This is a genomic window from Spiroplasma taiwanense CT-1, assembly GCF_000439435.1.
Lineage (GTDB): Bacteria > Bacillota_I > Bacilli_A > Mycoplasmatales > Mycoplasmataceae > Spiroplasma_A > Spiroplasma_A taiwanense.
This window is the reverse complement of the sequence record NC_021846.1, coordinates 362467-374891: the sequence shown is the minus strand read 5'-3', so window position 1 is coordinate 374891 and position 12425 is coordinate 362467. Positions and strand designations below refer to the sequence as shown.

Here is a 12425-nt window from a genome sequence, read left to right as displayed (position 1 = left end):
CCTTTTCTTTATTTATTCAATATTTTTTAGAACTAATTTTATAAAATTTCTATCACTTATTCCAATACTTTTAATATTTTTTTTACCAATTGCTTGATTTAGTTGTTCTGAATTAAATAAATTATTTATAATTTTTATTTTATAAAAAACACATTTATTGTTAATTTTTTTTAACTGACTTATTCCCATATCGGATGTTGTTAAAACTAAACCAATTTTTTTTTGCTTAATATTTTCAAATAGCTTTTCTCCATAAACTAATTTACTTGCAGAAGAAGCTAAACCTAATGAATTTAGCAATTTTTGTACATCTAATCCCAATTAGTTTCTACCTCTTTAATTAACATATCATAAATTGAGTCATCAAGATTAGTTTTTAAACCTCTTTCTAAAGATTTAGTCTTTTTAACTTTGTTTATTGCTTCAATAGTTGGTCTAATATAAACACCTCTACCATTTGCTTTTTTACTATTATCAATAAAAACTTCTCCTGCTTTTGTTTTAACGATTCTAATTAACTCTATTTTGGGAAACATTTTATTTGATGAAACATCTTTTCTAAGACTAATATATTTATTTTCCATGAATTGAAATTTTTTTAATTATTTTCGTAATAATCATCATATTGGTCATCAATTTCATCAAATGATGATGCTTCATTATTACTTAAATTTTCAAAAGCAGCTATTGATGCTTGAATTTCATCAATTGAAGAGTCTTTTACAAATAATGAATTATCAATTTCTTGAGTACTCTCAGTTTTTGGTTTTTGAAATCTATTTGTTTTTAAGTTATTACTTGAAGCTTTTTCTCTTCTTTTATTTACTTTATTAATAAATTCGGGATTATTTAACTCACTTTCTGTAATATTCCCATTTCAATGAACTGCAACTTTTCTTTCATTTGCACTTTCTAATGAAAATATATTTATTTTCATGTTAACTAAATTCGCAACAAGTCTTGCAGCCATTCCCTTTTTACCAATTGCCAATGATAACTGTTCATTTGGAACAACAATAAAGCCTTCATTATTTTCTTCATCAATTTCAATACTTATTACTTTTACAGGTGCAAGTGAATTCATTAAAAATGTTTTTTTATCATCACTATATAAAACAACATCTATTTTTTCTCCTGCTAATTCTTTTGTAACATTTTTAATTCTACTTCCAGATGCTCCAACACAACTACCAATTGGGTCTACACCTTCTTCATGAGAATAAACAGCAATTTTTGCTCTATTTCCTGGTTCTCTTGCAACTGATTTAATTTCTACAATTCCCTCAAGTATTTCTGGAACTTCTATTTCAATTAGTTTAGCTAAAAATTCAGGGTGTATTCTTGATGCTTGAATTTGAGAATGTTTATTATCTTTTGAAACTTCTTCAATATAAAAACAAATTCTCTGATCAATATCAAAAGTTTCTCCTGGAATTATTTTTTTATATCAAATTGGCACTATTGAACCATCAATATCAACTAAATAACTTGTTTCTGTAATATCCTTTACAAAACCACCAACAATTTCATGATTTTTTTCCAAAAATTCCTGATAAATTTTATTTTTTTCACCTTCACGAATTTTTTGTTTAATAATCTGTCCAACTTGCATAACTGCTAATTTTGAAAAATCTAATGTAAATTCAACAGGTTCATATACATTATTACCAATTGAAACATCTTCTCCATATTTTTCTTTAGCAGCATTTATTCCTATTTCCAATCATTCATCTTCAATTTTTTGAACAACTGTTAATTCTTTAAAAACTTTAATTTGGCCTGTATTTTCATCAATATCAACTCTTACAATTGCTTCAGGATCAAAGAATTTTTCATATGCCTTTTGAAAACCCTCTTTAATTCCTTCAAAAATTATACTTTTTTCTATTTTTTTATCTTGAACAATTTCATAAATTGCATCAAGTAACTGAGCACCATCAATCATGGTATTTTTTCCTCCTATATTATATAAAAATCTCATTAATTTTATTTTGCAAATAGAAAAGAAGAGTTCCCTCTTCTTTTCTAATATGACATTATTATTATAAACTTTTTTTAATAAAAAAGCATTTTTTAAATTATAAAATATTTTTTATTTTGCTATTGTTTTAAATACTTGTGATATTTATTTTTAATTGACTCTAATTTCATTCCAAAATCTTTATGGCCTGGAAAAATAAGTGTATGTTTATCATTATTTTGATAAATGTTCTTAATTGATTGTCTAAATCTATTTTGACTACATCTTGGCATGAATATTCCATTTAGACCAAATCCCTCTTTAAATAAAGTATCTCCAACAAATAATCAATTAAAATTTTTAATTTTTATAAAAATTGATCCAGGGGTATGACCACCAACACATTCAATAAAAATATCTAAACTACCTATTATAATCTCTTTAATATACGTAACTGCAATTACATTTTTTATTTCTTTTTCTAATTTTCAATTATTTTTTTTAAGCATTGATAAATTTTTTTTGCTGTTATACAAACACATTACATCTTTTTGACCAATGTATACATTTACATTTTCAAATTTCTCTAAAATTTTTTCCAAACCTATTAAGTGATCAAAATGACCATGTGTAATAAAAATATCTGTCAATTCAATTTGATTTTGACTTAAATAACTTAATATTTCTTCTGAGTTCATTGCAGTATCAATTAAAATAGCTTTTTTTGCTTCATATTCTATTAAAAAACTATTTCCCAAATTTTTAGTATTACTAAAATTTTTTATATTCATTTTTTTTACTCTTCTCTACTTTTTATTCTTTTTTAATTTTAACTAATATTACAGGAAATTATTAATTTTATAAAAACTTTTTATATTAAAAAAATATTTTCCTACTAAATCTAGATTTTTTTATTTTTCCTATTAATAAATCAATAAACTTTTGAATGAAATGAACCACTGGACCAAAACATATTATAAAAAATATAGTACCTACATTTAAATAATCTAAAAAAAATTTTGATTTTAAATCTCAATTAATTGATGTTATTGATAATGATATTAATATTCCTGGAATTAAAATTATAATATCAATCGATATTCTAGAGCTAATATAATTTCATTTTGTCATTTTTTGAAAATTTGGGACAATAGAATTATAAGGACCCAAAAATATATTTGTTTTAATTCAAATTGCATCGCCCAAAGCGGTCAGTAAAAAACCTGAAATAAATATTCATAATTTTATCTGATATGATTGTTTTTTAATTTCTTTTACAAATTCATGAGTAATATAAAGTTTTTCATGCATCATTAGAAAAAGTGGTTCTAGAAAAACAATAACTATGTCTGATAAAAAAATAAAAAATATTTGTAATTTAATTTTACTATTCCCTGTACAAAATTGATTTCTTTTACTTTTTGAAATTATCAAAAATATAATTGAAATAATTGAAATAATAAAAAAATAAATAACTAAAACAATTTCATAGTAAATACCATTTGAAACTGAAGCATCAAGAGTTCCATATTCAGATGAATTCTTATCATCTATTAAATCTTTTCAACCCATTAGTACAGATTAAATTGTAAAATCTAAATGCATTACACCAACAGCTGTTGGCAAATATAAACTTAAACCTAGTGTAAATAAATTCCAATTAATAAAAATACAAATCTATAAATATTTGTTTTTATCAAATTTCATATAAATATCCTTTTTTTACATATAATCATTTTATAATATCACATTAAAATAAAAATAGAGAATTATATATAATTCTCTATTCTAAAATCACTTATTAAATTCCATTATTTTTTATAACTTCTTTATATCAATATAAACTATCCTTTTTATAACGTTTCATGTCTTTTAAATCTTTTTCACCTCTATTTACATAAACAAATCCATATCTTTTACTAATTCCTTCATGTGTTGAAACTAAATCAATTGCACTTCAAGGATTGTATCCAAATAGTTTAATACCATCAGAAATTATTTTAGGAATTTGCTCAATGTGTTTTTTCAAATAATCTATTCTATACTGATCATGAACTTTTTTATCTTCTGTCAAAATATCTTTTGCTCCTAAGCCATTTTCTGTTATTATTATTGGCAAACCATATCTTTCATGCAAAGCCCTTGAAGTCATTCTAAATCCAACTGGATCAATTTCTCATCCGTATTGCGTTTTTTCCAAATTTGGGTTTTCAATAATTTGAAATAATCCTTCAATATTAAATGCTTGTTGTTGATTTCCCATTTTAAATTCAGAATTCTTTACAGAAACTTTTGCGGTCATTGTTGAATAATAATTAAATGCAATAAAATCAACTTTACAACTTTGCATTTCTTCCATATCTCCATCAAAAATTTCAATTTGATAATTTTTTTCTTTGCATCAATTTAAAAGAATTTGACTATATTCACCTTTTACTAAGCAATCAATATAAATTCAATTTCTGATTAAATTTGCATTATTTGCAGCAATTGAATCTAATGGATTTGATGTTGCTGGATATACATAAGCAATATTTGGTGCTGGACCAATTTTTGAATTTGGATATATTGAGTGCAATAAATTTATAACTTTTGCTTGTGCAACATTCATATTATGAAATTGTTAATAAATTTTTGTTCCTTCATCTTTTTCTGCTTTTATTGAGAATAAGTGTCCAAATAAAATCATCATATTTTGTTCATTAATAGTTTGTCAATATTTCACTCTATCTCCAAAATTTTCAAATAATGTTTTTGAATATTTTAAATATGCATCAATCATCATCCTGTTTGCTCAACCACCTAATTCTTCCAAATGTAATGGTTGATCAAAATGATGAATTGTTACTAAAGGTTCTATATTGTATTTAATTAACTCATTTATTAAATTATTATAAAATTCTATTCCTTTTAGATTTGGTTTATTTTCTACTCCCTTTGGAAAAATTCTTGTTCAATTTATTGAAAATCTATATGATTTAAATCCCATTTCAGCCATTAAAACAACATCTTCTTTATAATTATGATAATGGTCTGCGGCAACTTTAAAATCAGATATTTCATCAGTTATAAATTTTGAAATAAACCCTTTAGTATCATCTTGAACGCTTAATCCTTTTCCATCTTCGTTATATGCTCCTTAAATTTGATATGCACTACTTGATGCACCTCAAAGAAAATTATTTGGTATTTTGTTCATTTTTTTAATACTCCTTAAGTTGTTAAAAGTTTTTTTGTTCCTTTTTATGTTGATTTTCTATCTTTTTCATTTCTCTAATTTCTTTTGAAAAATTAATCTCAGCTTCATCATATTCATCTAATCTATATGTAATACGTAATGAATTTAAAATATTTTTGTATCTTGTTAAAATTAATTCAAGATCTGAGTTATTTTTTAAAGAATCAATTGAATTTAGTAAATTACTGTATTTTTCAAAGTATTCAGTTCTAAAATTAATAACAAATTGTTCATCCTATAATTTTTGTAATTCAGTTAATTTTATTTGATGTTCTTTTTTCATTTTAGTAAATTTATCAATATTAAATTTTTTATATAAAATTTCAGCTTTTTCTCTATCATTTTTAGCTAAAAGTTCTTTTCCTTTATTTATGATTTTATCTTTATATTTAATTTCTTTACTATCCAAAACATTAATTTTTTCTATTAATAATAATATTTTTTGATATTTTTTTTCAATTTTTTTAAATTCAAGAATTGGTACTGTATTTGAAAATTCACTGAATTTTTTTAATAATGCTTCTGCTTCTTCTTTTTTAACTAAATTTTTTAATACTAAATATTCTACTAATTTTTTTTCTTCTTTTAAAAATTGTTTTTTTTCAAGAATTCTTTCTTTATATAAAAACATACATATTACAAAGGCTAAAGCAAATGAACCAAAAGACCCTGCAACCATATACAATTCATTTGTAATACCACTAAGTTGTTGGCCAGTTTGATCAGTGACTCCAAAACTTCCAGCATCACTAAAGAATCCAAATAATTCAAATATTCCAACCCCAGAAGTAACTCTTGAAGTTACACCTAATGCGCTTAATATACTTGATACAAAAAATACACTAATAACCCCTGCAATTAAAGGTCTTTTTTTTGGTAAGTTTATTTGATATAAAATTGGTTCTGTAATTCCAAAAATGCCAGGAATTCCTAAACCAATTGCTTCTCTTTTTAGAGTTGCATTTCTAGTAAATACTGCAACAGCAATAACTGCTCCAGTTTGAGCTCAAACTGTTAATGATGAAGTAAATCCAAAATTACCAAAACCAAGATTTGACATTTGGTCTACCATAAATATCATTCCTATTGCCATATGTGCACCAAATATAACAGCTGGTTGTCAAACTGCTGCAACTAAACCAACTCCAATACCAAGTGGTAATTTTGTAACATAATAGAATATTATTCCTATAAGTTTTTCAATATAAAATCATATTGGTCCAAAAATAAAGAATGCTGGTATCATTGTTAGACCAATAACTATAAATCATCTAAAAGTTAATTCAATTTCTTTTGGTATTCACTTAATTACTCAATTATCAATTTTTTTGCTAAAAATATTGTAAAAATAATTACAAATAATTTTTGGTTTTGAGGTCCAATTGACAATACATTAAGGGGTAAAATTACTCATATATCTGTCCCCTCTAATTTCATTCCATCTAAAATAGGTATTCCTGTTGAAAGTGGATCTCCAAAATCTGCTAAAATTCATTAATTACCCATTAATGCTGGTCCTCCAGTACCAAATAATAATGGTGAAGACATAATTATACCAATACCAACAGAAATTGGTCTATTTAGATTAAAATAATTTCCCGCATTATATGCTATTACAATACCCATAAAAATTATTGATGATTTTCCAACGGCATGTAATAATGCTCAACCCACGCCATACTCTGCTGTATCTAAAATATTTCCAGTAATTGTGGGCATTAAATTTCCTGCCATATCAGAACTTAATATTCCGATTAATGCTTGAAATAACCCTGTTCCAATAAATATTGGAATTAATGGAGCCATAATACCTGTAAACATTTGCATAAATCTCATGCCTAAAGGTACAGCATTTTTAGCTTAAAGAACTATATCTCCTACGTTTTGTTGATTTAATAAAAGAACCTCATCTTTTACTTTATAAACATCTTGTCCAATAATTACTTGTAATTGTTTTCCATTTCAAATAATACCCTTAACAAGATCTACTTTTTTTATTTTTTCTACATCTACTTTTTGAGTATCTCTAATTTTAAAACGAAGTATTGTCATACAGTTGAAAACTTCGTCATAATTTGAAGATCCAACTATTAATTTTTTGGCAACTTTTCTATATGTGTTATCTGAACTAAAGAAATCTTCCATACTAATAACAGGTTTTTCTAATTCTTTTTGATCAACTTGTTCAAATTCTCCAATTAAATCTCCTGTTTTTACATTTTTTGTTTTTGTTAATAAATTAAATTTATATGCAATTTTTTCACTATTTATTGTAATTGGACAAATACTACTTAATCCTGATTTTTCAATTAATTCCAAATCAACTTCAACAATTTTTGTATCTAAATTAACATTTTGATTTAATTTAGATAAAATATTGAATGGCTTTCCTTTCAAAGAAACAGTATCTAATCCAATGTGCATTAATACACTAATTTCTTTTTCTATTTCAAAAAAGAATGCATGCTTAGTATCTGTAATTAAACTTAATTTTCCATTTTCAATTGGTGATTTAAATATTTGTGAACTTAGTTTTATGTAAAAACCATCACCAAGCATTTTTTCAGAAAAAACACCATCATTTAAATTTTCAATTAAGTCTATTTCTCCATCAACTGAAGCGTATACTTTAATTTTTTCCATTTTTTTCTCTCCTTTCAAAAGAATTTTCCAATAAAAAAACAATCAATTGTTTTAATGTAAAAATTACTTTCATTAATAGAAAGTAGTTTGTTAACATATTTAATAAAAATCTAATTTAAAAACATATAAAAATAAAAAAACATGAATCATAGTATTTACTCCGTGTTTTTTTATTTTAAATAAATTATTCTATGATAAAAACATTTTTTTTTGTAATTTTTGGAATTTTAACTTCATTAATCATATAACTTATATCCAAAACATGCAAAGCATTTCAATATTTATCTTTTATTAAATCAAAGTTTAAGTTATTAGTATCTAAGTTTAATGCTTCAAATATTTTTGTTATTTCAATTTTACATTCAAGTTGAAAATTTTCAAATCACTCAATATTTTTTCTATTTGCATTTAGTGTTTTTAATTCAGTTTCTAAAATTACTATATTTTTATTATTTGAAAGTAGTTCATATTTTTCTATTAAAATTTTTAATTTTTTTCATTTTTTTGAATATTAGATGAATATTTTTTAACCCTATTTGCAATAAATTGTTTTTTATTTTCATTTGATTTTATTAAAGAATCAAGTTTTGTTGTTGTTTTAATTATTTGAACATAATTTTTTTTCACTTGCTTCATTTTTTCAATGATATCTTTATTAAATATTAAATTAAATTATTTTAAATTTTTTTCAATTTTGTTTTTTGCATCTTCAATACTAATTTTTTTTGAAAGAGCATACATTTTAACTAGTAATTCATTATTTCTTTTTATTTGTTTACTTTCTTTAACTCTTTCTGTATAAAATAACATTCCTATTTTACAAGATACTGCAATTGAAGCAAATAACATTAATCCATAAAGTATTGCATTTAAAAGCATAGAATTTGCTTCTCCTGTAAATAAATTAATTGTACTTGGAAGTAAAGTTTGTCCTGATACAACTTCTTCAGCTAATCTTGGTTCCATTAAAGTACCTAAAATTCCAAATATTCCAAGACCACCAGGAGTTCTTGCTTCTATTCCTAGAATTCCTGCAAGTATTCCTAAAAATAATGCTGAAATTATTGCTATAATAAATGGTTTTACTTTTGGTAAATTAACACCATAAATAATTGGTTCAGTTACTCCAACAAAACCACCAGGTAATGCAGCAAAAGCTGCTTGTCTTAATTTCATATTTTTTGTTCTTATTCCAACAGCAATAGCAACACCAACTTGAGTAAATGTAGCTATATTTAATGGAAACATTAATGTTGTATATATACCCTGACTAACTCCAATTGCAACAGGCATCACAATTGGAACATGCATACCCGTAATTACTAATGGTTGTCATGTCAACGCCATAATTCCTGTACCAATTCCATAAGGTATTTTTGATAAATATCCTACCCCAAGACCTATTGTTTGTTCTATCAAAGAAAGAATAGGACCTGCTATAAAAAACATTGACATAAATACTACAAATAATACAATAAATGGTTTAAACAATATATCAATTGATGGGGCATTCAAGTTTTTACTCATTTATCTAAATAAAATAAACCAATTGCAGCAAATATGTGAGGTAAAACCGAATTTGTAAATATACCTGTTTTAATTGATAATGTTCCTATTGAAAATAAATCAAAAGCAGACATTTGTGTTAAAAATTGAACTGATGTAGCTCCAGCAAGAGCTAAACTCATAAAAATTGCAAGCAATGTTGGGCCACCTAAATATTTCATTGTATTATAACCCATATAAATTCCAAATAATTTAATTTTTGTTTCTGCAACAATGTTAAATGCATATGAAAATAAATCTGGTTGTATGCCTGAACTATCAGAAACGGATAAATCTTGAATAGCACCAGATACTACAAGAATTGTTTTTAATCTCATTAATAATCCACCTGCCATTAAAATAGGCAACGATGGAAAAATTATTCCTGTTATTGCTCCTAATAGTCTTCTTCCAATTGTAAGTTAATTATTTTTATATTTTCATTATTTCCCGAAGTAGTTTTTACTACATAATCTTCTACAGCTTCTCTTACTTTGTATATTTCTCCACCAATAATAATTTGCAATTGTTTACCAGATCAAATAATGCCCTTTACCATTGGAATTTTTTTAATTTCTAATTCATTAATTAAATCCTTATTTTTTATTTCAAATCTTAATCTTGTCATACAATTAAAAACTTTTGTATAATTTGAATGAGTTCCTATACTTTTATATATTATTTGTGCTGCTTGATCATATCTAGATTTTGAATTAACAATAGATTGAATTTTATCTTTAAAATCTACAGAATTTTCTAGGTTTTTTTCATAATAAAATTCTCCAATTATTTCTCCCCTTTTGACTATTCCTTTTTTTATAATTTTAAAATTTCAACCTAAATTTTCATTAAAATCCATAACAATTGGTGTTGCTATTGAAATTGTATTGTCCATTTGCTTTATCATTTCAAAATTAACTTCCACTATTTGAGAATTGATATCTAAATTTTGTCCAACTTTTGCTTTTACATTAAAGGGTTTGCCCTTTAATGTAACTGTATCTAAACCGATATGCATTAAAAAATTAACTTCTTCATTAATTTCAAAATAATATGCATGCTTTGTATCAAAAATCATTTTTAATTTTCCATTTTCAATTGGAGAATAAAAAATGATTTGATTTTGGTTTTATGTAAAAACCATCACCAAGCATTTTTTCAGAAAAAACACCATCATTTAAATTTTCAATTAAATCAACTTCACCATTAACTGGTGAATATATTTTTTTTCCATTTTTTTGCTTTCCTTTCAAAAGAATTTTGCAAAAAAAAAGCAATGAAAAACTAAAATGAGAAAATTACTTTCTCTAATAGAAAGTAATTTTCTCATCTAATTTAATATTAAATTATTCTAATAATTAAAAACTAAAGAGTCATGTAGTTTTAGCATTTGCTCTGTTGAAGTAAAGTGATCTACAATTTGTAAACCAAACTGAAGTGCTGCACCAATTGAACTTCCTGTTATAAAATTTCCATCACTAATTGCTGCAATGTGAGGTTTTTTTATTGCATTATCTAAATCTTTATCACAACCAGGATAGTGAGTAATTTCCACATTGTCAACTAATTTAAGTTTTCCAAGTATTTCTGGAGCAGCACAAATCGCTGCAATTATTTTATTTTGTTTTGCATGATTTTCAAGAGCATTCATTAATATTTCAGATTCTTTTAAATGATCTACTCCAGTTCTTCCTCCAGGAAGAACTAAACAATCATAATTATTAAAATCTATTTCACTAATAACTTTATCTGCAATAACATTTATATTTCAAGCACCTTTTACATGTTTTGAATCATTTATTGAAACAATATCCACAACAGGAAAACTTCCTGAAAACATTTTTTCAGCTCTTCTTAAAACATCACAAGTTGCAACCATTTCAGTATCTTCAAAACCATTAGCAACAAATATAGCAACTTTTGCCATTATATATTACCTCTTTTCTTTTTTTATATTATACTTTATTTTTTTAGTTATAATTAATATTAGGTGATTTATTATGTCTTTAATTAGAAAAATTTATTTTCTTTTCAGATTAGCAAAAAAAGAAAATAGAAAAGATATTTCAAGAGAAAATTTTTCAAATAAATTAGTTCATAATCAAGTAATTATAGACATAAATGTTAGAACTATAAGAAATAGTACAAAAAAATTTAATTCGCTAATTTTTAAAGAAAAAATTTCATCTGAAAATGGTTTTAGATTAATATATACAAAAGGATTTAATAGCTTTGGTTTTAAAGAAGATGTCGATTTAGTTTTTTGTGATATTCATAATCAAGTAATTGCTATTTATTCAAACTTTAAACCAAATAAAATGACAAGTTTTAACCAAGAAGCAAGATCTATATTTGTTTTGGCAAATAATACAAATAAATATTTAAATATAAAAAAGAATGATTTACTAAAAATATATAAATAAAAAATCTCAATTAAGAGATTTTTTATTTATATATTTTGATCTTGATTTTCATTTAAAGATTCTTCTTTAACTTTTGATCAGAAATTAACTGCCAAGAATTTATCAACAGTTCTTGTTGAAACATGTAATCCATTAAAGTAGAAATGCATTTTATTAAAACGAAGACAAATATGACCAATTGTAACTGCTAAAAAATCATAACCATCTTCAATTAATTCCACTCCTGTTTTATCTTTAAATTCTTCATGCCCATACTTTTCAAACATTGCTTCTCTCATTGTTTCAATACCAGGATTCATTCACGTATTTAAAACATAATTTTTTAAATCCCTTATTTTTTTTTCGCCTTCTGCCCCTTGTTCTTTTCAAAAATCAATAACATGTTTTTTAAAGAATGGTGCAAATTTTTTAAGTCCTTCTTCTAAAGATGGAAAAAACATTTGTACTTGTTCTGTCTCTCCTTCAATTTCAATATGACCTAAAAATCATGGTTCTGAAAAACTAACTACACCAATTTGGTCTGAATTTAATTGATAAACTTTTTCACTCATAATTTGCCCCTTTAATTTATATAATTATACCATAATTTATTTTTTATAAATAAAGTGACTTTTTA

The 12425-nt window shown here is 24.2% G+C and carries 16 protein-coding genes and 1 pseudogene; 1 reads left to right on the top strand and 16 read right to left on the bottom strand.

The window, feature by feature from the left end:
• Positions 1 to 12: 12 nt before the first annotated feature.
• The 15 genes and pseudogenes from STAIW_RS01870 to STAIW_RS01810 all read right to left on the bottom strand — a co-directional run bounded on the left by STAIW_RS01870 (position 13) and on the right by STAIW_RS01810 (position 11313).
• Positions 13 to 321, bottom strand: a complete 309-nt coding sequence (locus STAIW_RS01870) for a L7Ae/L30e/S12e/Gadd45 family ribosomal protein (RefSeq protein ID WP_020834166.1) — start codon at positions 319 to 321, stop codon at positions 13 to 15.
• Positions 312 to 584 (bottom strand): RNase P modulator RnpM, encoded by a 273-nt coding sequence (gene rnpM / locus STAIW_RS01865; RefSeq protein WP_020834165.1) that lies wholly within the window; start codon positions 582 to 584, stop codon positions 312 to 314. Before rnpM ends, STAIW_RS01870 begins: the two co-directional genes overlap by 10 nt.
• A 14-nt stretch (positions 585 to 598) precedes the next feature.
• Positions 599 to 1945, bottom strand: a complete 1347-nt coding sequence (nusA, locus tag STAIW_RS01860; RefSeq protein ID WP_020834164.1) for a transcription termination factor NusA — start codon at positions 1943 to 1945, stop codon at positions 599 to 601.
• Positions 1946 to 2100: 155 nt separating this feature from the next.
• Complete coding sequence (locus tag STAIW_RS01855) at positions 2101 to 2751, bottom strand: MBL fold metallo-hydrolase (RefSeq protein ID WP_020834163.1); 651 nt, start codon at positions 2749 to 2751, stop codon at positions 2101 to 2103.
• 85 nt (positions 2752 to 2836) lie between these two features.
• A complete protein-coding gene (locus STAIW_RS01850; protein WP_020834162.1) occupies positions 2837 to 3532 on the bottom strand; it encodes an SPE_1075/MLC_0560 family membrane protein in 696 nt (231 codons plus the stop codon).
• A 229-nt stretch (positions 3533 to 3761) separates the two neighbouring features.
• Positions 3762 to 5159, bottom strand: a pseudogene (locus STAIW_RS01845) (glycoside hydrolase family 1 protein).
• 274 nt (positions 5160 to 5433) lie between these two features.
• Positions 5434 to 6444 carry a hypothetical protein gene (locus STAIW_RS01840; protein WP_041618820.1) on the bottom strand — a complete coding sequence of 337 codons (1011 nt, stop codon included), beginning with the start codon at positions 6442 to 6444 and terminating at the stop codon, positions 5434 to 5436.
• A gap of 248 nt (positions 6445 to 6692) precedes the next feature.
• The gene (locus STAIW_RS01835) at positions 6693 to 7034 is read right to left on the bottom strand and encodes a hypothetical protein (RefSeq protein ID WP_148285966.1); all 342 of its coding nucleotides are present in this window, start codon (positions 7032 to 7034) and stop codon (positions 6693 to 6695) included.
• Between the two features lie 24 nt (positions 7035 to 7058).
• The gene (locus tag STAIW_RS01830) at positions 7059 to 7841 is read right to left on the bottom strand and encodes a glucose PTS transporter subunit IIA (RefSeq protein WP_041618817.1); all 783 of its coding nucleotides are present in this window, start codon (positions 7839 to 7841) and stop codon (positions 7059 to 7061) included.
• A 486-nt stretch (positions 7842 to 8327) separates the two neighbouring features.
• Positions 8328 to 8468 (bottom strand): hypothetical protein, encoded by a 141-nt coding sequence (locus tag STAIW_RS06175; protein ID WP_169522259.1) that lies wholly within the window; start codon positions 8466 to 8468, stop codon positions 8328 to 8330.
• A 45-nt stretch (positions 8469 to 8513) separates the two neighbouring features.
• Positions 8514 to 9296 carry a PTS transporter subunit EIIC gene (locus STAIW_RS01825; RefSeq protein WP_148285965.1) on the bottom strand — a complete coding sequence of 261 codons (783 nt, stop codon included), beginning with the start codon at positions 9294 to 9296 and terminating at the stop codon, positions 8514 to 8516.
• A 5-nt stretch (positions 9297 to 9301) separates the two neighbouring features.
• A complete protein-coding gene (locus STAIW_RS01820; RefSeq protein ID WP_041618813.1) occupies positions 9302 to 9724 on the bottom strand; it encodes a hypothetical protein in 423 nt (140 codons plus the stop codon).
• A gap of 59 nt (positions 9725 to 9783) precedes the next feature.
• Positions 9784 to 10464, bottom strand: coding sequence for a PTS glucose transporter subunit IIA (locus tag STAIW_RS05630; RefSeq protein ID WP_053228504.1), 681 nt, complete (start codon positions 10462 to 10464; stop codon positions 9784 to 9786).
• Complete coding sequence (locus STAIW_RS06660; RefSeq protein WP_053228503.1) at positions 10424 to 10639, bottom strand: PTS glucose transporter subunit IIA; 216 nt, start codon at positions 10637 to 10639, stop codon at positions 10424 to 10426. The genes STAIW_RS05630 and STAIW_RS06660 overlap by 41 nt, the downstream gene beginning before the upstream one ends.
• A 98-nt stretch (positions 10640 to 10737) precedes the next feature.
• On the bottom strand, positions 10738 to 11313 hold the full coding sequence (locus STAIW_RS01810) for a DJ-1 family glyoxalase III (protein ID WP_020834160.1): 576 nt from the start codon (positions 11311 to 11313) through the stop codon (positions 10738 to 10740).
• A gap of 73 nt (positions 11314 to 11386) precedes the next feature.
• On the opposite strand from STAIW_RS01810, the gene STAIW_RS01805 reads away from it, so the two are divergent.
• Positions 11387 to 11809 carry a hypothetical protein gene (locus STAIW_RS01805; protein ID WP_020834159.1) on the top strand — a complete coding sequence of 141 codons (423 nt, stop codon included), beginning with the start codon at positions 11387 to 11389 and terminating at the stop codon, positions 11807 to 11809.
• A 26-nt stretch (positions 11810 to 11835) separates the two neighbouring features.
• On the opposite strand, the gene STAIW_RS01800 is transcribed toward STAIW_RS01805, so the two are convergent.
• Positions 11836 to 12360 (bottom strand): hypothetical protein, encoded by a 525-nt coding sequence (locus STAIW_RS01800; protein WP_020834158.1) that lies wholly within the window; start codon positions 12358 to 12360, stop codon positions 11836 to 11838.
• Between the last annotated feature and the right edge of the window lie 65 nt (positions 12361 to 12425).